Origin of the sequence: Streptomyces sp. NBC_01363 (genome assembly GCF_026340595.1) — a bacterium.
Classification (GTDB): domain Bacteria; phylum Actinomycetota; class Actinomycetes; order Streptomycetales; family Streptomycetaceae; genus Streptomyces.
The window spans coordinates 1444868-1466948 of sequence record NZ_JAPEPF010000001.1 but is presented as its reverse complement, the minus strand read 5'-3'; the positions used below and the strand labels follow the sequence as shown (position 1 = coordinate 1466948).

Annotated in this window: 21 protein-coding genes and 1 pseudogene; 7 read left to right on the top strand and 15 right to left on the bottom strand. The window is 72.3% G+C overall.

The window, feature by feature from the left end:
* Nucleotides 1-28 precede the first annotated feature (28 nt).
* Genes OG611_RS06935 through OG611_RS06915 form a run of 5 tightly spaced genes read left to right on the top strand, consistent with a single transcriptional unit; the run spans nucleotide 29 to nucleotide 4348 of the window.
* Nucleotides 29-322, top strand: coding sequence for a PAAR domain-containing protein (locus tag OG611_RS06935; RefSeq protein WP_266416553.1), 294 nt, complete (start codon nucleotides 29-31; stop codon nucleotides 320-322).
* 6 nt (nucleotides 323-328) lie between these two features.
* Nucleotides 329-742, top strand: a complete 414-nt coding sequence (locus OG611_RS06930) for a GPW/gp25 family protein (RefSeq protein ID WP_072488546.1) — start codon at nucleotides 329-331, stop codon at nucleotides 740-742.
* Complete coding sequence (locus OG611_RS06925; RefSeq protein ID WP_266416550.1) at nucleotides 739-2697, top strand: putative baseplate assembly protein; 1959 nt, start codon at nucleotides 739-741, stop codon at nucleotides 2695-2697. The genes OG611_RS06930 and OG611_RS06925 overlap by 4 nt, the downstream gene beginning before the upstream one ends.
* 5 nt (nucleotides 2698-2702) lie before the next feature.
* Nucleotides 2703-3236, top strand: coding sequence for a phage tail protein (locus OG611_RS06920; protein WP_266416548.1), 534 nt, complete (start codon nucleotides 2703-2705; stop codon nucleotides 3234-3236).
* Nucleotides 3233-4348, top strand: a complete 1116-nt coding sequence (locus OG611_RS06915; protein ID WP_266416546.1) for a discoidin domain-containing protein — start codon at nucleotides 3233-3235, stop codon at nucleotides 4346-4348. The genes OG611_RS06920 and OG611_RS06915 overlap by 4 nt, the downstream gene beginning before the upstream one ends.
* Nucleotides 4349-4355: 7 nt before the next feature.
* Here OG611_RS06915 and OG611_RS06910 read toward each other — a convergent pair whose 3' ends face one another.
* The 15 genes and pseudogenes from OG611_RS06910 to OG611_RS06840 form a co-directional block, all read right to left on the bottom strand.
* Nucleotides 4356-5702: a diaminopimelate decarboxylase gene (locus OG611_RS06910; protein WP_266416544.1), complete on the bottom strand. Its 1347-nt coding sequence runs from the start codon at nucleotides 5700-5702 to the stop codon at nucleotides 4356-4358.
* A 178-nt stretch (nucleotides 5703-5880) separates the two neighbouring features.
* On the bottom strand, nucleotides 5881-7590 hold the full coding sequence (locus OG611_RS06905) for a CdaR family transcriptional regulator (RefSeq protein ID WP_266416542.1): 1710 nt from the start codon (nucleotides 7588-7590) through the stop codon (nucleotides 5881-5883).
* 7 nt (nucleotides 7591-7597) lie between these two features.
* Entirely contained in the window at nucleotides 7598-8854 is a 1257-nt protein-coding gene (locus OG611_RS06900) for a cytochrome P450 (protein ID WP_266416540.1), read from the bottom strand.
* A 22-nt stretch (nucleotides 8855-8876) separates the two neighbouring features.
* A complete protein-coding gene (locus tag OG611_RS06895; RefSeq protein WP_266416538.1) occupies nucleotides 8877-10271 on the bottom strand; it encodes an NAD(P)/FAD-dependent oxidoreductase in 1395 nt (464 codons plus the stop codon).
* Nucleotides 10261-10500 (bottom strand): ferredoxin, encoded by a 240-nt coding sequence (locus tag OG611_RS06890; RefSeq protein ID WP_266416536.1) that lies wholly within the window; start codon nucleotides 10498-10500, stop codon nucleotides 10261-10263. The genes OG611_RS06895 and OG611_RS06890 overlap by 11 nt, the downstream gene beginning before the upstream one ends.
* Nucleotides 10501-10591: 91 nt before the next feature.
* A complete protein-coding gene (locus OG611_RS06885) occupies nucleotides 10592-11251 on the bottom strand; it encodes a hypothetical protein (RefSeq protein ID WP_266416535.1) in 660 nt (219 codons plus the stop codon).
* Between the two features lie 132 nt (nucleotides 11252-11383).
* Nucleotides 11384-12520, bottom strand: coding sequence for a mannosyltransferase family protein (locus tag OG611_RS06880; protein WP_266425600.1), 1137 nt, complete (start codon nucleotides 12518-12520; stop codon nucleotides 11384-11386).
* A gap of 225 nt (nucleotides 12521-12745) precedes the next feature.
* Nucleotides 12746-13147, bottom strand: coding sequence for a hypothetical protein (locus tag OG611_RS06875; protein WP_266416534.1), 402 nt, complete (start codon nucleotides 13145-13147; stop codon nucleotides 12746-12748).
* Complete coding sequence (locus tag OG611_RS06870; RefSeq protein WP_266416532.1) at nucleotides 13140-13637, bottom strand: SigE family RNA polymerase sigma factor; 498 nt, start codon at nucleotides 13635-13637, stop codon at nucleotides 13140-13142. Before OG611_RS06870 ends, OG611_RS06875 begins: the two co-directional genes overlap by 8 nt.
* A 416-nt stretch (nucleotides 13638-14053) precedes the next feature.
* Nucleotides 14054-15136 (bottom strand): IS110 family transposase, encoded by a 1083-nt coding sequence (locus OG611_RS06865; protein ID WP_266414248.1) that lies wholly within the window; start codon nucleotides 15134-15136, stop codon nucleotides 14054-14056.
* A 293-nt stretch (nucleotides 15137-15429) separates the two neighbouring features.
* Entirely contained in the window at nucleotides 15430-16341 is a 912-nt protein-coding gene (locus OG611_RS06860; protein ID WP_266416530.1) for a hypothetical protein, read from the bottom strand.
* Nucleotides 16338-18401 (bottom strand): hypothetical protein, encoded by a 2064-nt coding sequence (locus OG611_RS06855; RefSeq protein ID WP_266416528.1) that lies wholly within the window; start codon nucleotides 18399-18401, stop codon nucleotides 16338-16340. Before OG611_RS06855 ends, OG611_RS06860 begins: the two co-directional genes overlap by 4 nt.
* Nucleotides 18398-19306, bottom strand: coding sequence for a hypothetical protein (locus tag OG611_RS06850; protein WP_266416526.1), 909 nt, complete (start codon nucleotides 19304-19306; stop codon nucleotides 18398-18400). The genes OG611_RS06855 and OG611_RS06850 overlap by 4 nt, the downstream gene beginning before the upstream one ends.
* A gap of 142 nt (nucleotides 19307-19448) precedes the next feature.
* A complete protein-coding gene (locus OG611_RS06845; RefSeq protein ID WP_266416524.1) occupies nucleotides 19449-20135 on the bottom strand; it encodes a Crp/Fnr family transcriptional regulator in 687 nt (228 codons plus the stop codon).
* Nucleotides 20136-20265: 130 nt separating this feature from the next.
* A pseudogene (locus OG611_RS06840) lies at nucleotides 20266-20760 on the bottom strand (HNH endonuclease); the annotation flags it as partial.
* A gap of 159 nt (nucleotides 20761-20919) precedes the next feature.
* On the opposite strand from OG611_RS06840, the gene OG611_RS06835 reads away from it, so the two are divergent.
* Nucleotides 20920-21531, top strand: a complete 612-nt coding sequence (locus OG611_RS06835; RefSeq protein WP_266416522.1) for a DUF6232 family protein — start codon at nucleotides 20920-20922, stop codon at nucleotides 21529-21531.
* A complete protein-coding gene (locus tag OG611_RS06830) occupies nucleotides 21528-21887 on the top strand; it encodes a hypothetical protein (protein ID WP_266416520.1) in 360 nt (119 codons plus the stop codon). The genes OG611_RS06835 and OG611_RS06830 overlap by 4 nt, the downstream gene beginning before the upstream one ends.
* Nucleotides 21888-22081: the final 194 nt, after the last annotated feature.

The window sequence follows — 22081 nt, the reverse complement described above, 5'->3', positions numbered from 1 at the left end:
ACGCGCTGAGCGAGAGGAACGGACTTCCATGTCAGCAGCCGCGGCGGCAGCCGCACGGGTCGGAGACCCCACCGGACACCCCGGCACGGTCGGGCCCCCCGGCGTCCCGTCCGTGTTGATCGGCGGGCTCCCCGCCGCCACGGTCGGCACCCCGCACCTGTGCGCGTCGCCGCCGCCCGCGGTGCATGCCCCGTCCGCGATCACGCCGCCCGGCAGCACCACGGTGCTGATCGGCGGGCAGCCCGCCGCACGCGTCGGGGACCGGGCCGCCTGCGGCGCGCCGATCGTGTCCGGGTGCCTGACGGTGCTGATCGGAGGCTGAGCGTCCATGGGTCAGGAGTTCATCGGCGCGGGCTGGGCCTTTCCGCCGCGTACCGACGCCACCGGTTCCATCGCCCTGGTGCGTGGGGAGCACGAGCTGGAGGAGTCGATCCGGCTGATCCTGGCGACGTCACCGGGCGAGCGGCCGATGCGGCCGGAGTTCGGCTGCGCCGTCAACGACTACGTGTTCGCCCCGGCGGACGCGGGCACGGCCGGACAGCTGGCGTACGAGGTGCGTCTCGCGCTGGACCGGTGGGAGCCCCGGATCGAGGTCACCGAGGTCGTCGTCCGGTTCGACGAGGTGGACAACGGGGTCCTGTACATCGACATCGGCTACACCGTCCGGGGCGCCAACGACCCCCGGAACCTTGTCTTTCCGTTCTATGTGATCCCGCAGCACGAGGAGGTGGACGGCGCGTGACGCTGCCCAGCCCGTATCTGGACGACCGCCGTTTCCAGGGCCTGGTCGACGAGGCGAAACGGCTCGTCCAGCAGCGTTGCCCCGAGTGGACCGACCACAATGTGTCGGACCCGGGCGTGACCCTCATCGAGGCCTTCGCGACCATGGTCGACCAGCTCGTCTACCGGGTGAACCGGGTCCCGGAGAAGAGCTATCTGACCTTCCTCGACCTGATCGGGGTCCGGCTCCACCCGCCCACGGCCGCCCACACCGATGTGACGTTCCGGCTCTCCGCGCCGCAGCCCGAACCGGTGCGGGTGCGGGCCGGTACGGAGGTCGCGACCGTGCGCACGGAGACCGAGGAGGCGGTGGTCTTCACGACCGTCGGCGAACTGTCCATAGTGCCCTGCGAGTTCGCCCACCTCGCCACCTGGCCGACGTCCGGCGACGCGGTCGACCGTACCGAGGAACTCGCGCTCGGCCGGTCCGTCCCCTGCTTCGGCGCCACGCCCGCGCCCGGCGACGCCCTCTACGTGGGCCTGTCCGCGGCCGTCCCCTCGGGAGTCGTCGTGCTGCGGCTGGACTGCGCGGTCGAGGGCGTCGGCGTGGACCCGCTGCGGCCGCCGCTGCTCTGGGAGGCATGGGACGGCAGTGCCTGGACGGCCTGCGAGATCGAGAAGGACGACACCGGCGGCTTCAACCGGTCCGGAGAGCTGATCCTGCATCTCCCGGAGGGCCACACGCCGGCCGTCGTCGTACGCCGGACCGGCGGCTGGCTGCGCTGCCGTCTGGTGGAGGCCGTCCCGGGCCAACCCACCTACATGGCACCCCCGGTGGTCCGCCGGATCACCGCGTTCACGATCGGCGCGACCGTCGGAGCCGTGCACGCCGAGACCGTGACCGACGAGGTGCTCGGCCCGGCCGAGGGCGTACCCGGCCAGATCTTCACGGTGAGCCGCCCGCCGGTCGTCCCCGGCGACTTCGTCGTCGAGGTCGCGGACCCGGCGGGAGACCCGCAGGGCACGGAGTGGACCCGGGTCGACGACTTCGCGCACTCCGGCCCCGAGGACCGGCACATCACGCTCGACCCCAACTCGGGGCGGGTCGAGTTCGGTCCGGCGGTACGGGAACGGGACGGCTCCATCCGCTACTACGGGAAGGTGCCGCCGAAGGGCGCCGCCGTGCGCGTGCGCTCGTACCGCACCGGCGGGGGGCTGCGCGGCAATGTCGCCCGCGCCACGCTCCGGGTGCTGCGCAGCGCCATCCCGTACGTGGCCCGGGTGGAGAACCGCCGCCCCGCGCTCGGCGGGGTCGACGGCGAGACGGTGGAGAGCGCCCGGGTGCGCGGCCCGATGACGCTGCGGACCCTGCACCGGGCCGTCGTGCCGCACGACTACGAACTGCTCGCCCGGGAGGTAGCGCCCGACGCGTCCCGGGTGCAGTGCATCCCGGCCGGCGGGGACCCGGACGTCGAGGCGGGCGGGGTGCGGCTGCTCGTCGTGCCGGCCGGGCGCAGCGACGAGCAGGGCCGGATCCAGTTCGACGAGTTGATCCCGCCGCAGCACACCCTCGCCCTGATCGCGGGCCATCTGGACGAACGAAGGCCCATCGGCGCCCGGTTGGTGGTCGAGCGGCCCTTCTACCAGGGGGTCACCGTGGTCGCCTCGGTCCAGGCCCGCAGAGGTGTCGTGCTGGAGCAGGTGCGCGAGGAGGCGCTGACCGCCCTCTACAGCTACTTCAACCCGCTGAGCGGCGGACCGGGCCGCGACGGCTGGCCGTTCGGCCGGCCGATCCAGTCGGGCGAGGCGTTCGCCGTACTGCAACAGGTGCCGGGCGTGGACCTGGTGGAGGACGTACGCCTCTTCCCCGCCGACCCCGTGAACGGGCAGCGCGGCGAGCCCACCACCAAGATCGCACTGGACCGGCACGCGCTGGTCTTCAGCTACGAGCACCAGCTCCGGGTACGAGAGGCCTGACCGCCATGCGCACAGCCGTGACCGGCCTGCCGACACCGCACCCGCTGATCGAACAGCTCCCGGCGGTCTACCTGGAGCAGGACTTCCTGCGCCGGTTCCTCGCGGCGCTCGACGACGTACTCGCCCCGGTCCTGCTCTCCATCGACAATCTGCCCGCCCACCTCGACCCCCGCAGCGCGCCCGAGGACTTCCTGGCCTGGCTGGCCCAGTGGGTGGCCGTCGACACCCGCACGGACCGCCCGGTCGAGCAGCGCCGCGCGACGGTGCGCGGCGCGGTCGAGCGGCACAGCCGGCGAGGCACCCGGCGCGGTCTCGCGGAGGCGGTGTTCCTGGAGACCGGGATCGAGCCGGAGATCGTGGAGAGCGGCGGCACGGCGTGGTCGACGACGCCGCACACCCGGTTCCCGGGCGGCCCGCGGCCATGGGTCACGGTCCGGGTCCGGGCCGCGCAGCCGTACCAGGTCGACCGGGTACGGCTGGAGGAGCTGATCCGTACGGAGATCCCGGCGCACGTGGGCTTCGACCTGGAGGTCTCGTGATCTGCGGGACGTGCGGCCAGAACAACGCGCCGGGGACGCAGTTCTGTACGTCGTGCCAGGCGTTCCTGGAGTGGGAGGCGCCGCAGAGCGGTTCCCCGGCGCCTCCGGCCACCCCGGCGCCCCGGCCGCAGCCGGCTCCCCAGCCGCACCGGCCACCCCAGCCACACCACTCACCTCAGCCGCACCACTCACCTCAGCCACACCCCGCACCCCAGCCGTCCCCTCAGCCCCCTCCCCCTCCCCCTGTTGTCGCGGCAGCCGCCCCGCGTCGCCCAGGCGACGACCCGGACGAGCCGGTCCCGGGGCCCGAGGCGCTGCCCGACGTACCGCCCGGCCCGCCGAGCACACCCCCGGGCCCGCCTCCCGCCCCGCCCGTCCGCTGCCCCAACTGCCGTACGGAGAACGCCCCGGACCGCACCCTGTGCATCCGCTGCGCGCTGCTCCTGGACCCGGGCCCGCCGCCCGACGTCCGGCCTCCCTGGTGGCGCCGGATCTTCCGGCGGCGACCGCGTCAGGCACCCACCGCGGGCACCCGGCCGAGGCGCCGGCTGTGGCGCCGCCCCGGTCTGGCGCTGCCGATCGTGCTGATCGTGCTGGCGTGCGGTGTCTGGTTCGCCCTTCCGCACGTGTCCGGCTGGTTCGGCTTCGCCAAGGACGAGACCGGGACGCCGGAGGCGGTGCCGCCCACCCGGTTCCGGGCCTCCAGCCGGGCTGCGGGGCACCCGGCGGGTGCGGCGTTCGACGGCTTCAACAACCGCTACTGGGCGCCCTCGGCCGCCGGGTCCGACACCGGGGTGGGCCAGTACCTGGAGTGCGACTTCGAGCAGCCGGTACGGGTGCTGAAGCTGGTCGTCTTCGCGGGCACGTCGGCCAAGATGGACGAGTTCCTCACCCAGGCCCGCCCGGCCAGGATCACCGTCCTGCTCACCTCCGCCGACGGAACCAGTGTCAGCAAGAAGCTGCGGGTCAAGGACCAACCGGGCCAGCAGACCTTCGACCTGCGCGGATCGGAGATCGTCAGGGCCCGGCTCACGACCGACACCACCTACGGAGCGGGTCCCGGCCGCCGGCTCGCCGTCGCCGAGATCGAGTTCTTCGGCCGGAGGTCCTGACGGGGGTTCACCTCGCGGACAGCGCCACCAGATTGTCGGCCTGCGCGAGGCCGCTCTCCTCGACGACCCCGCGCACGCTCTGCGCCTCGCGCACCAGCGCGAAGCGCACCTGTCCGTCGGCGCCGGTGCGGTAGCCGTACACCGCGGGCCGGGGCAGCGAGTTGTACGAGAAGTGCGAGGAGAAGTAGTACGCCCCGGTGTCGTAGAGCGCCACCACGTCGCCGGGTTCGACGACGGGGAGTTCGAGCCCGCTCGCGGTGAGGTCGCCGGCGAAGCAGCAGGGGCCCGCGATGTCGACGACCTGGGCCGGGCCCTGCTTGGGGCGGCCCGCGGCGTCGAAGACCCCGACGCGCAGCGGCCAGGAGCCGGGCATGAACACGGTACGGGTGGCGACCTGGGCACCCGCGTGCGTGACCGCGATCTGCCGTCCCCCCGCGGACTTGGTGTACTCGACGACGGTGCCGATCGTCCCGCTCTTGGCGAGCAGGGAGCGGCCGAACTCGGTGACCAGGGTGTAGCGGCCGTCGAAGAGACCCGGTGCGGCCTCGCGGAGTCCGGCGACATGGTCGGCGTACGTGGGCCGGTCGTCCTCGTCGGCGAAGTTGACGGGCAGGCCGCCGCCGATGTCGATCCCGGTGATCCGGGCGTGGCCCAGCCGGGTGTTGATCCGCTCGGCCAGCTCGTACGCCGCGCGGATGCCCTCGGCGATGAGCGGCAGCGGGCAGCCCTGGGAACCGACGTGCGCGTGCAGCCGGTTGAGCCAGGGCCGGCGCTCGAAGGCCTCGACCACCGCGTCGACGGCCCCCGGATCACGCAGCGCGACGCCGAATTTCGAGGTCGCGGTCGCGGTGCTCATCGCGCCGATGGCCCCCGCCCCCACCTGCGGGTTCACCCGGAGGCCGATGGGTCCGGCGGCCTCCCGGCCGGCCAGCAGGCGGTCCACCCGGGCCATCTCCTGGAAGTTGTCCAGGTTGATCGCGATGCCGTGGGCGAGCGCGAACTCCAGCTCCTCGACCGTCTTCGCGGGGCTGTCGAAGACCAGCCGGTCGTACGCGAACCCGGCCGCCAGCGCCTGCTCCAGCTCACCGGGCGAGGCCACTTCGCACCCCATCCCCGCGTCCGCGAGCAGCCGCAGCACCGGCACCAGACCGCACGCTTTCGCCGCGAAGGTGTGCCGTACCGGGGCGGGCCCCTCGAACGCCTCGTTCAGCGCGTCCACCGCGTCGAGCACACTGTCCACGTCGAGGAGCCCGACCACGGGCGCGTGCGGACCGAGCAGCCCGTACTCGACGGCACGCGCCAGCGCCGCCGTGCGGCGGTCACCGCGCTGCCGGGCCGCCGAGTCTGAAGTCATGCGAACCACGACATCACCCCTCCATCTGCCACCTGGTCCGCACGGACGGCTTCGTGCCGGGCGTACGGACAGCTTCGAATCGGCTGTACGGACAGCTTCGGCGCGGAGGGGGCGGCGCGTCTTCGACCGACACGACGACGCCTGCCCGATTCCTTTGCCGTACCGGACAGCCGAACGATCAACGCCCGTCCGTCCCGGGCGGCCGGCGGGCCGCGAGCCGCAGTCCGACCTCCGCCAGCAGCCGCACGGCGGGGTCGGCCGGATCGACGCCGAACAGCTCCCGGGCCCGGCGCAGCCGGTACCGCAGGGTGTTGGGGTGCACATTGAGGCGCCGCGCGGCCGTGCCCGTGTCGCAGGACGCGTCGAGATAGGCGGCGACCGAATCGCCGTACGCCGAACCGTGCGCCCGGTCGTGCTCCACCATCGCGTGCACCGGCCCGGACAGTGCCCCCCACAACGGCTCCACCCGGTCGAGCAGCCGGAGCACCGTCGTCCCGGGGACCACCTCGTCGTACGCCGCCACCGCCGACACCGCCTCCCCGGCCGGCAGCCTCGCGGCCCGCTCCCGCAGCACCCGCACCACCAGCTCCGCGGTCTCCCGCGAGGCGGACAGCCCCGACGGCCCGGCCGCCACCGGTCCGGCGCCCGCGAGGACCACGCCGCGCGGCATCGAGCGCGCGGTCGCCAGCAGGGTGCGGGCCGGATCGGTCTCACCGTCCCCGGCCGGGACCAGAACGTACAGCAGCCGCCCGGACCGCGCGCTCACGCACCCCGGCCGGTACGCGGCGGCCTGCAGCGCCAGCACATCCAGCACCCGCTGCCCGGCGACGCCGGACGCCTTGCCGGCACCCGACTCCCGCCCGTCGTACGCCTCACCGGCACCGGATACCCGCCCGTCGTACGCCTCCGCGACCACCACCACGTACGGCCGGTCCGTCGCGACCCCGGCCTCGTGCGCGGCCCGGACGTCCCCCCTCAGGAGCGCGTGCACCGCCCCCTCCCGGGCCCTGGCCGCGGCCCGGCCCCAGGTCTGGTGGTGGGACAGATGAGGTACGGCGGCCCGCGCCGCCGTGCGCAGCGAGGCCGCCGCGTCCTCGGCGAGCGGCTGCCCGTCGGCGGCGGCCCAGAGGGACCCGAGCACCTCGGACCCGTGACGCACCGCGATGGCCAGCCGCTCGGCGTACCGGGCGTCGGCGGGCAGCCGCACCACGTCCTCGGTGCTCCACAGGGCCTGGAAGAAGCCGCTCTCGCGGAGCTCGACGACCCGCCAGCGGGGGACCTCCTGGCCCAGGATCGTCAGCCGGCGCATCGGATCCGGTTCGTGGTCCAGTCGCGAATAGGCCAGCACCCGCGACTGCGGATCCTCGATCGTGATGGCTCCGCCGACCAGGTCCGCCACCGTATTGGCCAGTCCGGACAGATCGCCGAGCCGCAGCCCCGCCAGCCCGGCCGTTCCGCCCGCCCCGGCCGGGGCGCTGTGCACCAGAGCGGTCCGCAGCCGGCCGAGCACCTCCGTCCAGCCCTGATCCGGCCGCCGGGTCAGCAGCGCCGTACGTCCCCGGCCCGCCGCCTCCAGCAGTGCTGCCCGCGGCCCCCGGCCGCCCCGCCGCATCACCACGGCCGCGGCCCCGGCCCGGTCGGCGCCGCGCAGCACGTCGACGGCGTCGGGCGAGGCGACCTCCATCCCGACCACGAGCAGAATCAGCCCGGCCGCCGCCCACGTGCCGTCGTCCCGCTCCTCGCCGGGGTCGTGCAGCGCCACATCGGTCACCGGCACACCGGTACCGCGCGGCGCCACGACGACATCGAGCATCCCGGGGGCGATCAGCCCGAGGATCTGCTCCAGCGAGGGGCCGGGGTCGCGCCGGTCCGGTTCGTGCGTCGGCATCCGCCCATCATGTGCCAAACAACCGGCCCCGGGTACGGAGGCCGTCGAACGCGACGTTCAGATGACGGGGCCCGCGCAGCACGGCGTTCTGCCGGTACGGGGGAGGGTCCTCCACCAGCCGCGGGCCGTCGAGCCGGTGGGCGAGTTCGGTCAGGGCGAGTTGCGCCTCCAGCCGTGCCAGGGGTGCGCCGAAGCAGTTGTGGATGCCGCTGCCGAAGCCGAGATGCTGGATGTCCTGCCGGTCCGGGTCGAAGCGGTCGGGGTCGGGGAACCGTTTCGGGTCCCGGTTGCCGGAGGCCAGGACGAGCCAGACGGAGGCGCCCTCGGGGATGGTGGTGCCCGCGATGTCGATGTCCGCGAGGGTGGTGCGCTGCGGGAGCAACTGCACAGGGGGCTCGAAGCGCAGGAGCTCCTCCACGAGCGGGACGGCCAGCCGGGAGTCGTTGCGCAGCCGTTCGAGGACGTCGGGGTTGCGCAGCAGGGTGAGCATCCCGTTGGTGATGAGGTTGACCGTGGTCTCATGACCGGCGATCAGGAGCAGGGCGGCGGTGCTGAGCACTTCCATCCGGGTCATCTGCCCGTCCGGCCCGTGCTGGGTGACCAGCTCGGAGAGCATGTCGTCGCCGGGCGCCCCGCTGCGTTCGTCGATGAGCCCGGACAGGTACATCCCCAGTTCGGTGCGGGCCTGCTGGGTGACGCGGCGCCGCTCGCCGGGGTCCTGGTCGGGGTCCGGGTCGAGGCCGGCGGCGATGATGTCGGCCCAGGAGTGGAAGCGGGCCTCGTCCTCGCGCGGAATGCCCAGCAGCCGGCAGATCACGGTGACGGGGAAGGGGTACGAGAAGTCGTCGACGATGTCGACCTGCTTCCGGTCCCCGAAACCGTCGATGAGGTCGGTGACGATGCGGGCCAGTTCGCCGCGCATGTTGTGGACGCGCCGGGGCGTTTCCGGCGGCCCGAACGGGCGCATCGTCATACGGCGCAACCGGTCGTGCTCGGGAGGGTCCAGCCGCAGGAAGGCGGGCGGCAGGGGCGAGGCCTCCTCCTCCTGGAGCAGGGTGCCCGCGGCACCGGGGGAGAGGTTGCGGGCGTCCGAGCTGATCCGCGGATCGTGCAGCAGACTCTTGATCTCCCAGTACGTGCTGACGACGAACAGCTCGGCCCCCTCCTGGCGCACCGGCTTCTTGCGGAGCTCGGTGTACAGCGGGTACGGGTCGGCACGGTTGGCGTAGTCGGTGATCTGCCGCAGGAGCGTGTCTTGCGTCATGGTGGCGGGGTCCTTGCTGGGGTCAGGCGCGGGCGGGGGTGAAGGTGATCCGCTGGTCGGTCGGCGAGTAGCCGCTGACGGTGACGGACGGCCCGTGGGTGGGCAGCGAGGGGTCCGGGAAGTCGGCCGGGACCGGTCGCAGACCTTCGGGGCGGCGGTCCACCGAGGAGTACTCCGGGGGGAACGGGGCGGCCGATTCGATCTGCCGCTGGTAGAACTCCAGCCACTTCGTCTGGTCGAAGGAGACCGCGGCGATGACCCGGCCCTGGTACCCGTACACGCCGGTGAAGCGGTGCTCGGCGAGCGAGCCCTGGGTGACGATGACCTCCTCGCCCAGGGACGGGACGCCGACCGACTTGATGTTGACCCCGAACTGCGAGGACCAGAAGGCGGGGACCCACAGATGCGGGCGGCGTTCGGAGCTGCTGCTGATCATGTTGTGCGCCGCGGTCGCGGCCTGCGCGACGGCGTTGCCCCAGTGCTCCAGGGAGAGGAACTGGTAGCCGAAGAGCGCGTGCGGGGACCGGGCGACATCACCGGCGACGAAGACGTCGTCGGTCACGATGCCGCGGACGTCGAAGGCCCGGCAGCCCGCGTCGCAGGCGATTCCGCGCGGACCGGCGCCGAGCCCGGATCCGGCCAGCCACTCGGTGTTCCGGGTGGCGCCGAGCGAGACGACGGCGACATCCGCGTCGAGGGTGGTGCCGTCGGACAGATGGGCACGCCGCAGGCGTCCCGCGGAGTCGCCCTCCAGCCCGGTGACCATGATTCCGCAGCGCAGGTCCACGCCGTGCTCGCGCTGCAGTTCCGCGGCCACCTGGCCGATCACACCGCCGAGCGCGCCCACGAGGGGAGCGGCCCCGCGTTCGGCGACGGTCACCGGCAGCCCGCGCTCGCGGCAGGCCGAGGCGATCTCCGAGCCTGTGAAGCCCGCGCCGATGACGAGCACCCGGCGGGGCGATGCGGCCAGCCGCCGCTGGAGCCGGGCCGCGTCGTCGCGGGTGCGCAGCACGAAGACCCCGTCCAGTTCGGCCTCCGTCGGATGCGGCCACGGCCGGGCACGTACACCGGTCGCGATCAGCAGCCGGTCGTACTCCACCTCGTCGCCGTCGGCCAGCCGCACCCGCCTGGCCGCCATGTCCAGCCCCGCGGCGGCGACCCCGAGCCGCCAGTCCGCGTCGAGCCCGTGCCGCCGGGGCAGCTCGGTGCGATCGGCGGACGCGTGGCCCAGCAGGACCTGTTTGGAGAGCGGCGGGCGGTCGTACGGTTCATGGGGCTCGTCACCGATCAGCGTGAGCGAACCGGTGAAGCCCTCCTCCCGCAGGGTCTCCGCGGCCCGGAGGCCGGCCAGGGAGGCGCCGACGATCACGATCCGCCCCTCGCGCCTCAGCTGCTCCAGGGCACCGTCACCGGACACCGGACAGTCCCTCTTCTTCCACCCGGTCCGGTGCGTCGTCCGGGTCCTCCACCAGGATGGCCCGCACCGGACACGCGGTGGCGGCACGCAGCACCTGCTCGCGCTGCGCCGCCTCGGCGTGCGGGTTGTACAACAGCGATTCCTCGCCGTGCATGGCGAAGACATCGGGTGCCAGGAAGGCGCACTGTGCGTACCCCTGGCACCGGTTGAGATCGACGACAAGCCTCATCAAGGGGCCGCCCTTCCAGTAGTACCCCCGCATCAGCGTGCGAGGGCCGTTCCGGATCCGCGAGCACAGGCGGACCGATGGAGTCATGAGGTCATCGGTGGGCCGACGGGTTCGCCGCGGTGCGTACGAGAATGTGGAGGCCGACGACCAGGGCCCACAGCGGGAACGCCAGCTCGGACCAGGCGACGGTGCCGGTCACGAGGAGCAGGTTCAGGCCGACGAGGACGCCGAGAACCGTGAGCGGGCGCGGCAGGATGCCGAGCCGGTGCCCGATGGCGGAGGTCGAGAAGACGAAGACCGCGGCCATGCGCATCGCGTAGGTCGTCAGCAGGCCGTACGTGAAGTGCCCGCCGAAGAACCACAGCTGCTGCCCGGGATCGGCCCCGGACACGTCGGCCGTCGCCAGCAGGCTTCCGGCCGCCGCCGCGGCCCCGAAAAGGGTGGCCACGAAGACCAGTCCGCTGCCCAGGAGGACGGTGGCGAGGAATTTGTCCTCGGCGTCCCCGATCCGGGCGCGTACGGCCCCCATGAACCACAGGAAGGCGATGCCCGCGAACGGGACGAGTTCGAGCGCCGTCCGCACCGTGCGCCGGCGCGAGGGGTCGGTGAGCCACTCGCCGGAGCCCTTGCCCTGCTCGGAGGGAATCGCCAGCCGGATCATGACGATGGCGGCGGCGAGCAGCAGGGCGAAGACCACCCCGGCCGTTCCCGCGGCCCGCGGCGTGCGCAGAGCCCGGCCTCGCGTCTCCATGGGCGGTCGCTCGCCTCCTCCGGCTCCGGGACGGTCGAAGGACCGACACACCCCGGGACCAGCAAGCACCCGCGCGGGCCCCGGTGCCACCCGGACCGGCCGGGAGGGTGAGCCGCCCCGGCCGCGGGCGGGTCAGCCGGCCCAGCGTCCGGAGAGGAAAGTGACGGCGAAGACGGTCATCAGGGGTGCCGCGACGGCGAGATAGGCGGTCTTGACGCGTGGACTTCGCAGGCTCCAGGCGGCGAGACCGGTCCACAGCGGCCACCACAGGAGGGTCGCGCGGGGAATGGAGGTGTACCAGTAGGAGGTGCCCAGCGCCCACAGGCTGAGCGCGATGTACGCGGCTTCCGCCCAGCGCCGCCGCCGGACCAGCAGGCCGCACAGGACGATGCCGACCAGCATGGTGAGAAGTTCGGCCTGGCACATCAGGGCGTACCCGGTGGCCTGGGAGTGTCCGAAGGCGGCGTGCCAGGTGTTCTTCCAGGCTTCCCAGGGGGCGTGGAAGTCGCGGTACCAGCCGCGTTCCTCGGCGTGCTTCCAGGCCATCCAGTCGGATGTGTGCGCGTGCAGGTACCAGCTGTAGAGGAACGGCGGCAGGGCGGGCAGCGCCAGCCAGGGCAGACGGCGCCAGTGGGCGGGGGTGCGCGCGGTCATCAGGAAGTGGACCGCGAGGGCCGCGGCGAGGAAGAGGCCGCTGACCCGGACGGTGGTGGCCAGGCACGTCAGGACGGCCGCGAGCGGCCAGTTGAGGCGCTGGGCGGCCAGCCAGGCGGGCAGGGCCAGGGCGAGGAAGAGCGCTTCGGTGTAGCCGACGGCCAGGAAGACCGCACAGGGGGAGAGCAGGAAGAACAGGGCCGCGCGCTGCCCGGCTTCGGCCTGGGGCAGGTGCAGCCGGGCGATGCGGGCCAGGGCCAGCACGGCGACGCCGCCGGCGACGAGGGATATCAGCGCACCGGCGGCCGGCCAGCTCGGTACGACGGTGTGCACGGCCCGCAGCAGGAACGGGAAGCCGGGGAAGAAGGCCTCCCTGTTGTCCCAGCCGGATGTCCAGGGGCCGGACTGGCCCGGGAAGTAGCCCTGCTGGGCTATGTGCAGGTAGTGCCACCAGTCCCACCGCTGCCACGACGAGAAGAACGAGGCGGCGTGATGGGTCCCCGGTTCGTCGGGGAACATCCAGCGGGTGCAGTAGGCGATGGTCCAGATGCCCACCCGGGTCAGCAGGTAGAGCCAGAGCACCTCGCGGTCGGCGGGCCCGATCCGGAGCAACAGCCGGGCGAAGGGGTTCGTACCAGGGGTCGTGCCCGGCTCCGTGCCCGGCGACGGGGCGTCGCGGGGCACGCCGGGAGCGGTCCTGGCCCGGACGGGCGGATGCTCGCGCGGTCGCTGGGGGGTCGAAAGGATCACAACAGAATCTCCTGGGTCGGTTCAGCGCACACCGCATGGCCCGGCAGGGCGGGCACCGGGGGCACACGAAGTCGGGGGAGCGGCGGGAGGTCAGGGAGGCGGGAAGGTGACGCTCCTGGTGGGCGATGGCGGTGATGTGGTCGGGCGGTCGGAGGGTGTGCCCGACGGCGGCAGACTGGTCCGCGGCGAGGAGGGCCAGGAGCTCGACGAGCTCGGGGAGGTCGGGGACGGAGAGAGCCGGGGCGAGGGAACGGGCGAGGGAGTGGTGGCGGGGACGGTGGTGCCCGTGCTGTCCGGCACCAGCGAGGCCACGGCCGCGCCCGTGCCCGAGAAGGCCAGGCAGGCCCCCACGGCCAGCGCGACGATCCGGCGCCTGCGCACTCGTTCCCCGCGCTCGGTGATGACCGAGGACGGAGCGGACCGCGCGCGGGCCTGCCCGGCGGCGGCGGCTTCCTTGAACAGGGACCTCAGCGGGTCATGGGGTTCAGACACAGGGCCACTCCTCGGTACGCGGATCCTGCAGACGGTGAGAGAGCGTGGCCCGGCCCCGGGCCAGATGCGTCTTGACGGTGCTGGCCGCCAGACCGGTCTCCGCGGCGATCTGCTCGACGGTCAGATCGCACACGTAATGCAGCGCCAGCGTGCGCCGCTGCTTGGGCGGCAGCCCCCGCAGCGCCTCCACCAACGCCACCGACTCGGGTCCGGGCGCCTCCGTATGCGGCGGGGCACCACTGCGCTGCCAGGCATCCGCCGTCCGGCGCCGCCCCCGCCACCGGCTCACCGCCAGCCGCCAGGCGACCGTACGGATCCACGCCTCGGGCTGCCCGTCACGGTCGAGCTGGCGCCGCCGGCTCCAGCCCTTGACGAAAGCTTCCTGCACCACGTCCTGCGCTTCGTGCTGGTCGCCGAGCATGACAAACAGCTGCCCGGTCAGCCGGGCAGCCGTCTGCGCGTAGAACTCTTCGAACTCCTCGACGGTCAACAAACAACTCCTGGATCTCCTCGGTCTCACCCGGCATACGCCCGGCACCCCGCATCCGGACGACACCGAACCCGAAGAAACGAGGTGACGGTGATCACACACCCTCTCGATCCCGGGCATACCTGAGAAAGAGTTATCAAACCCCTTGACCAGCGAGAAATTGGGAGGAGAATCTTCAATACACCAGAAAACCAGAGCGAGCCGCACCGCCGACGGAGACGTCCCGTCGACCGAGTGACCCCCTCGTCGGCTCTGGCCAGGCCCCCGGCAGCTCCTCCGGGCACGGAGCTTTCAGCGACGGCTGGAAGTCCCGGCACCGAGAAGGACTACCGGGGACTGCATGTGTCCACGTGATGTTCCACGTGCCCGTGCCGTTATGTCCCCGCCCGCGTGCCCCCCGAGGCTGCTATGTCGTGTCAAGCCGCTTGAACAAGATCCACGATGCTCCTGAGTGCGGGGCGGTCGATCCGTTCGAGGGTCTTGAAGAGTTGGCGGCAGATGACGCGCTTGAGGCATCGCTGCGCGTCGCGGGCAGTCTTTCCCTCAGTGATCCTCCGGGCGACGTACGCCTTCGTGGCGGGGTCGAGCCGCATGCGGATCAAGGTGATGGTGTGCAGGGCCCGGTTGAGCTGCCGGTCTCCGCTGCGGTTGAGCCGGTGCCTGTTCGTGAGTCCGGACGATGCGGGAATAGGTGAGACGCCGGCGAAGGAGGCGAAGGCCGCTTCGGAACGAAATCGTCCCTGGTGGGACCAACTGACCAGGATCTGAGCCGCAGTGATCGGACCGACGCCGAGCAGGTCGAGGAGTTCCGGAGCCATGTCTGCGACCAGGGCGTGGATGTCCTTCTCGAGATCCTTGGCCTCGGCCTGTAGGGCTTGGATGCGCTGGGCAGTGGATCGCAGGGCCCGCGCCGTCATCCGGTGCTCAAGGCTCTGTGCCGGACGGTCCCGAAGCTGAGCACAGTAGGCGATCTGGGCCGGACGCTTGAGTTTCCGTAGCTCGGCTCGGAGCCCATCCGGCGCGGAGACGATCAGGGCCTTGAGCTGGTTGATCGCGGCCGTGGAGGCGAGGACAGCGCCATGACGGGTGGCAAGGAGGACCCGCAGGGCCTCGCGTTCGCCGCGAAGCCGGGGTTGGATCAGATGCTCGGTGGCCAGCGCTTCCTTCGCGGCCCGGATGGCGTCGAGCATGTCCGTCTTGCGCCCGCCCCGATTGGGCAACCGCTTGGGCCGGCAGACCTCGACGACGCGCTCGCCTGCTTGGTCGAGAAAGACTGCGAGGCCGGCGCCGTAGCTGCCGATACCCTCCAGAGCCCAGCAGCGCCGCCCGGGGACGTGCTCGCGGGCGAAGTCCAGGAGACGGCGGTAGCCGCGGGCGTTGGCGGGTGAATCGGTGCTGGCCAGCACGGCGCCGATGGGACTGACGGCTGCTGCCGCAAGGGTGTCGCGGTGGGTGTCGACGCCGATGACCCCGTCGACTTCTTCTGCGAGGATGGCCACGCGGTTGTTCTCCTTACTGGGCGGACGGCTGGAGGTGGCGTCGGCCTGGGTGGAGTCACCGCGTGGCGGAACTGTGATGAGTCACGCCGCAAGGCGGACAAGCTGCTGATCAAGCCAACGGGTGGGCCAGGCCGACGCCCGCGTCCGGCAGACATCTCGGGGGAACGGCAGCCGCTGGGGCGCCAGTTATGTTTCGAGTCATGCCGGATCACAAGCGTCGAGCCTGGCAGCAACCCATCCCGGGCCGCAGAAGAACTCTCACAGTTATGTTTTTCGCGGTCCTGGGCGCGGGATCACCGAAGTTTCCCGTACGGGTCCGTCCCCTCGTCCCCCGCCGTATCGGTGTGGCCGATCCTGCGCAGCACCTCGTCGCCCTGCGGGACGCCCACGTCGCTCAGGACCCGCGCCATGTTGGCGCCGACGAAGCTCCGGTCCTCCGGTGTCAGCGACTGGAGCGCCGCCGCGAGGGTGTGTTCCCAGTCGTTCCGGTCGGAGAGCAGGCCCCGATGGGTCACCGTCCAGTCGAGCACGTCCTTCGCCTCTTCCGGCCGGTGCAGCAGCCAGAGGGCCGCAAGGCCGACCGGACCGCCCGCGACGACCTCCCGGTAGAAGCGGTACGCCTCACGGTGGGCTTCGCCGAAGCCCGACGGAAGAGTGGGTGCCGCGCCGGTGCCGGGGGTGGGCAGGAGCGCGGCCGGCGGGTCCAGGAACCAGTAGGTGAGGCCGGAGCCGTCGATCACCCTCGGCCGGCCGGGAGGTTCCACCTCGGTCGTACCGAAGTGGGGCGGCGGCGTCCGTAACGGGTCGGGGACACCGGGCAACGTGGCGTTCCCGTTGATGTGGCCGACGACCAGCTGCCGGGCCCGCTCCTCGGTGAGCCGGTTCCTCGCCGCGACGACCGGGTTGCTGATCTTCCAGACGACTCCGTAACGGGCCGGGGCTTTCGGCGGCCGGCGAGGGATGTCGACCGAGATCCGCCGCTCCGCGAGCGAGACCCACACGATGTCGAAGAACTCCCCCTCACGCACCTCGCGCCGCGTGGGCCGGGGATAGCCCCAGTAGTCACCGTCCCGGGGCGGCACCATCGCGTCCTCCCCGCCGTCCGCGAGGAACACCAGGGCCCGGCCCTCCGGGGCCCCGAACCGGAGACGGAACAACTGCCAGGCCGCCGAGGACTCCAGCGGCGAGATGAGCGGGCCGGTCATGAGGCGAGCCTTTCCGCCGAGGCCGTACGGGAACGGTGGTGACGCAGGACGAAGCGCAGGACGCCGCGGTGGTTCCGGGCCGACGCGGCGAGGTCGGCGAGGACCTGCGGGAAGGCGGTCCGCCGCCGCAGCTCCGGATCGCCCTCGATCAGGAACAGGCCCGCCGCCACCGCTTCGTGGGTGGCGGGGTCGTCCAGGGCCGCGACCACGAGGCCGCGGGCCCGTTCGGGGTGGATCGCGAGCAGATCGGCGAGACGCACCCGCCGCACGCCCGGAGCCTTGGGCAGGGGGAAGGAGGCCCTGCTCATCGATTCGACGGCGTGAACGGCCAGACCATGACGTGGTGTGCCCGGACCGGTCCCCTGCCACTCCCGCAGGAGGTCGAGGACGAGGGCGTGGTTGGCGTCCTCGGAGAGAAGGACGCTGAGAGCGAAGGACACCGCGGTGCGCAACGGGACCTCCAGTTTCTCGCCCGTTCTGTCGAGCGCGGTGTCCAGGAGCTTCAGGGCGGCGGCGGGACGGGCCAGGCCGTAGCTGCCCCCGCAGGTCTCGGCCACGGTGCAGCGGAGAGCGACGGGGGCGGCCCGGCTCCACTGCCGCAACTGCTCCCGTACCGCTCCGGTGAGGGCGGGGTGCTGGACCATCTCGCCGAGCGCGTTGGCCACCAGGCGGCGGCGCCAGCGCTTGTCCGACGCGGCGAAGGGGTGCAGCTGGCGCAGGGTGTCCGGCCCGGTCGCGTGGGCCAGCACCTTCCCGATCGCCTCGCCCGCCGCCAGTTCGACGCCGGGATGATGGGGAGCCTCGTCCAGGCTCTTCCACAGCAGCTCCGCCATGCCTTCGTACTCCAGCCACAGCGACCGGAGCAGGGCGTCCGACCGGTGCCGTCCGGAGAAGTCGACCGGCTGGACCGGATAGCGCTGCGCCGCTCCGTACCGGGGCGGCAGCAGGCGCGCGCCGACGGCCGCCAGCCGGTCCTCGAAGGCCGGCCCGAGCACGTCGTGCCGGGCCGCCGCCCCCTTGCCGCGCCCAGGTCCCCCGGCCACTGCCGGTGCCGGGCCGCCGCGGCCGTCGATGTGGGGGCGCAGGATCGCGCCGAACCGCTCGACGACCGTACGGTCCTGGTCGGGCAGCAGCGAGATCGCCGCCATCAGCGAGATCAGGTCCGCCCGGTCGCGCGCCTCCGCGAGGGCCTCGCGGGCCGCCGCGGGGCTGCCGGTGCGCAGGTCGGCGAGTACGGAAGCGGCGGACTTCCCCGCAACGACGAGGTCGCGCAGCCCCTGCGCCACCGCGACACCGTCCCCCGGCAGCGGGTGCGTGTCCAGCTGACCGGTGAAGTCCGGCGAAGCGAGGTGCCGCAGCGCGTCGGCCTCCTGACCGACGGTGAGTTCACCCGCCTCGGCCATGGTGCTCAGGCGCTTCACGGCCACCTCGGCGGGCGGCGGCGGGCGGTGCGTGACCTGCCAGGGCAGCGTGTCGCCGGGCAGCGCCGTCTCCATCCGTACGGTGACGACCAGATGGGCGCCCGACCGGCGCAGCAGCGAGGCCAGTGCGGTGAGCGCGACTTCACCGAGCAGGTCGGCGGCCTTCGGGGACAGCCCCTGGAGCAGATAGCCGCGCCGCTCCTTGGGGCTCCACCGCGACAGGTCGTCGGGCGAGTCCAGACCGGTGATGCCGTCGGCCCCGTACCGCTCCTCCAGCAGCGCGAACGCGGCCGTGCCCGCCCCCGTGCCGCTCCCGGCCCGCAGGACCAGGAGGTGGCTGTCCAGCACCTTCCGGCACCGGGTGTGGGTCGGTGGTTCGACGAACCCGCGCAGACGGGCGCGCACGTCGTACGCGGGGTAGGGGCCCTCCCGCAGCCGGGGTTTGAGGATGCGCTCGCTGACGTCCTCGTCGGGGTGGACGCCGATGAACACGTTGGCGTCGCCCGCGATCCCGCCCATGACCGCGAAGCCCTGGTCCACCCGTTGCTGGTTGTCGCGGTAGGAGTTCCCCGGGCCGGGACCGCCTTCGGAATCCTCGTCGTCCGGGCCGGGGGCGGTGGTGTCCGCGCCGGCGCTCACCGGGGGTCCCCGGCGCCGCCGACCCGCTTGTCGCCCGAGACGTTGTCGCCGCCGCCCCAGTGCTGGTTGGTGCCGTGGTACGTGGTGGAGCCGCCGGTGTACGTGACGTCCCGCCCGACGCTTCCCATCACGGCGGCACCCTCGCCCACGTGCTGCGTGTTGCCGCTGTAGTGCGTGCCGGGCGACGTCGCCGGGGCCTGTTCCCGGTCGGCGGAGGGGTCGGCCGGCGGCGCGGGTTCCTCGCGCGGTCGCACGCCGGCCTGCACGAGGTTTCCGGACGGCGACGGGACGTACAGCCATGCCCGCTGCGAGAAGTTCTTCCCCTCCACGGTGGCCGGGACCTCCACACAGCGGTCGGGGTGCAGTCCGGTGTACCCGCCGAGCACGACGTCCTCGTAGACGCGCTGGGAGACGACCGCCGCCAGGTGGGTGACCTGCTCGCTCGCCGCGGTCAGGATGGCCTTGACCGGACGGGAGTCCAGCAGCCGGTGCGTGTCGTTGCGGGCGGTGCCGTTGCCGTCGCCGGGACGGTCCGCGTCCGGCAGCGGCCCGACGTGGACGCTGGCCCGGAGCCGGATGCGGGGGCCCACGCACTGCTTGTTGTACGCGCCGAGCGTGTCGTCGAGCACGCCCAGGAACGGCCAGAGGACGAAGGGCAGCAACGCCGGATCGAAGCCGAACACCACGCCGTCCCCGGTGTTGGCCAAAAACCGCTTGGCCTCGCGCAGCTCGTGGAGCCCGGCACGGTCCAGCGCCTGGTCCACGAGTTCGGGGATCAACTGGCTCACCGGACCGTGCTGCACGGCGGGAAGGCCGGTGAAGTCCTTCGCGTCGACGGCGAACAGGGCCCGGTAGGGAGGCAGCGGACGGCTCTCGGCGTACGGGGCGGGAACGGGGCTGGACATGCGTGATCTCCTCGTGGAGGGCGGGACGGCGGGACGGTCACGAAGCCGGTGGCCGGCTGATTCGAGGTTCCGCCGGTTCCGCCCGCCCGACTGCACAGCGCAGGGCAGTCCGCGGGTGTCCCACGTCATAGCGTGGGCGCGCTCACCGGCCCGGGGGCGGCCAGAAGGGCGCCGCGGGCGTGGTTCCCGGGCCGGTCATCGCCCAGTCGCGCAGCGTCTTCATGTCCTTGATGACGATCGTTCTGCGGGCCGTCTCCACCGCCCCGGACTCGCGCAGCCGTTGCAGTCCGGTGATGACCGCGTTGCGGGTGACTCCGGTCGCCTGGGCGATCTCCTCCTGGCTCAGGCCGGTCAGCCGTACGACCTCCGATTCGCGCCCCGGCGCGGTGAGTTCGACCAGTCTCAGGAGTGCCCGCGCCAGCCGGGCGACCAGCGGAAGGGTCAGCAGTTCGGTGCGGTGTGCGTCGGACTCCCGCAGCCGGGCGAGCGCCTGGCGCATCAAGTCCATGACGAGCCCGCGCTGTTCGATGAACCGGCGGAACCGCTCGGCCTCCAGCACGACGGCCGTGCAAGGGGTGAGCGCGACCACTTCCGCCGTGCGCGTGGTGCCGTGGAAGACGGACACCTCGCCCAGCAGGTCGCCCGGCCCCCGGAAGGCCAGCCAGGTCACGGCCCCGCCCGGCTCCCGGCACACGACCTTGGCGAGCCCGTCGGTGAGGGCGAGCAGGTGTGTCCCCGCGGATCCCTGCCTCAGCATCACGCTGCGCTCGCGAAAGGTGCGGGTCGCCCCCTGGCCCCGTAGCTCGCGCCAAGTCTCGTCCGACAGCACCCGTCGCCTTCCCCGTGCGCCCCGTACGCGGCCCGCCCTGCCCCGTACGCGACCTCCTGAGCCGCCCGCCTCCATGAGTTCTACGTCGCCCCGGCCGTTTCCACCGCGATTCGGGCGACCTTGTCCGATAGGCGACCTTGTCCGATAACGGCTGTCGCCCGAGCACGGGCACGCGGGGCCGGGGCGCTGTCACATGCTCGCGGGCTGCCGGGCTTCGCCCGACGAACTCCTGCGACACCAGGATGCGGTGGCCCTCGCCGACGCCGAGGGCGCCCTTGTCGAACAGCTTGTGATGCGGTGCGCACAGGCACAGCCCGTTGTCGATGTCGTCCGGACCGTCGAACGCCCACCAGCGCACGTGCGCGGCCTCCAACCCGACCGGCACCGCGCCGATTCTGCCGTCGTAGCCGCAGAAGGCGCACTGGTACTCCTAGGCGGTCAGCACCATCTCCCGCATCCGCCGGTCTCGTTGCCGCCGCCCGGCCGGAAGCGGTCCGGACTCCACCGGCTCCAGCTCCAGCCCCACCGCCTCGCGCAATTCGCCGTGGAGCGACGGCGGGAAGTGCTGATCGAGCAGCACCCGGGCGATCCGGCCGAGCAGCGACGGCTCACGTCGCAGGGCCGACATACACCGGTCGCCAGGCCCCTTCCCCTCTTTCGGGCCACCAACTCGCCCAAGGCGCCGCCTACTTGACGATGCTTACTGGCTTGCAGTGAGCACGTACCACGTGGTTTATGTTGGTCTACGTGTAGTTGGCATTGCATCAACCTCAGGGGGAACGGCATGGAGCCAACAGATCCGGCGGAGCGGCCGCGGAACGCCCCGCCCCCACCCCCGGTGCCACCGCTCTTACGCGGCGTCGACGTCGATCTGCGGGTCAGCAAGCGGCTGCTGTGGGTCGGCGGCGCCGCCTATCCGCTGCAGAACATCGCGCGGGTGTACACGCTCACCATCCACCCCAGGCGCAAGGAAGCCATCGTCCGCTTCTGCAGGAACGTCGCGATCACGCTGGCGGTCGCGATTGCCCTCACGATCCTCGGCGCCGTGGCCACCATAGGGAGTGAGGACGTGGGCGGCGGCATTGTCACCTTCGTCTGGTGCGTCACGGTGGCTGGGCTGATCTACTTCGTCGTGGAGCTGATCTCCGTATTGGCGGCTCAGTCGCACTACGTACTTGCCGTCGAAACGTCCGGCCCGTCCACCGCGGTCGTGACCAGCGCCAACCGGGAACACCTGAACCAGCTCGTCGGCTACATCGCCCACGCGATCGAGAATCCCGAAACCGAGTTCCAGGTGAAGGTGGAGACCATCACGATCAGCCCCAAGAACTACTACTTCGGGGACAACGTCAACATGTACGGCGGCACCGGAAACGTCGGGATGGCGAGCGCATGAGCGGCGACAGCTACTACTTCGGCGACAACGTGAACATGCACGGCGGGCGGGGCAACACCGGCATCGTCAAGAACCAGGCGGTGGCCGCCGACGCCGCAGCGGTGTCTCCCGCACTGCAGTCGGCCGTTGAGGAACTGCTCCAGCTGGTCGAGGAACTCCGCGACCGGGTTCCGCCGGCGAGCGCCCAGGCCATCGATGAATCCCTTGCGGACATCAGCGCCGACGACGGCGCGCCGCCGCAGGACAGACACCGCGCTCTGATGGCCATCGCAGGCATCGCCGCGACGGTCGGCGTCGTCGGCCAGCCGGTCCTCGATGCGGTCAACAAGATCCTCGAACTGCTGGGTGCGCGGTAGGAAGACATCGGCTACCGGATAGCGGCTTCGGGGCCGGGTTCGGGACCGAGCTCGGGGCAGCTGCTGCGGCGATGTCGTTCGTGCGTTCACGTGCCGGACTCCTTGAAGCGTCCTCGCGTGGGCCGACTCGTTGTCCGGTTGGTCTTGAGCGTTCTACCTATGACCTGCACCCCGTCGGGCGTCAGGCTGCGGGG

Coding starts and splice junctions, on each gene's coding strand:
- OG611_RS06935 (WP_266416553.1), top strand. CDS start 29: ATGTCAGCAGCCGCGGCGGCAGCCGCACGGGTCGGAGACCCCACCGGA.
- OG611_RS06930 (WP_072488546.1), top strand. CDS start 329: ATGGGTCAGGAGTTCATCGGCGCGGGCTGGGCCTTTCCGCCGCGTACC.
- OG611_RS06920 (WP_266416548.1), top strand. CDS start 2,703: ATGCGCACAGCCGTGACCGGCCTGCCGACACCGCACCCGCTGATCGAA.
- OG611_RS06910 (WP_266416544.1), bottom strand. CDS start 5,702: ATGACTTCAGACTCGGCGGCCCGGCAGCGCGGTGACCGCCGCACGGCG.
- OG611_RS06905 (WP_266416542.1), bottom strand. CDS start 7,590: ATGCCGACGCACGAACCGGACCGGCGCGACCCCGGCCCCTCGCTGGAG.
- OG611_RS06900 (WP_266416540.1), bottom strand. CDS start 8,854: ATGACGCAAGACACGCTCCTGCGGCAGATCACCGACTACGCCAACCGT.
- OG611_RS06890 (WP_266416536.1), bottom strand. CDS start 10,500: ATGAGGCTTGTCGTCGATCTCAACCGGTGCCAGGGGTACGCACAGTGC.
- OG611_RS06885 (WP_266416535.1), bottom strand. CDS start 11,251: ATGGAGACGCGAGGCCGGGCTCTGCGCACGCCGCGGGCCGCGGGAACG.
- OG611_RS06860 (WP_266416530.1), bottom strand. CDS start 16,341: ATGACCGGCCCGCTCATCTCGCCGCTGGAGTCCTCGGCGGCCTGGCAG.
- OG611_RS06850 (WP_266416526.1), bottom strand. CDS start 19,306: ATGTCCAGCCCCGTTCCCGCCCCGTACGCCGAGAGCCGTCCGCTGCCT.
- OG611_RS06835 (WP_266416522.1), top strand. CDS start 20,920: ATGGAGCCAACAGATCCGGCGGAGCGGCCGCGGAACGCCCCGCCCCCA.
- OG611_RS06830 (WP_266416520.1), top strand. CDS start 21,528: ATGAGCGGCGACAGCTACTACTTCGGCGACAACGTGAACATGCACGGC.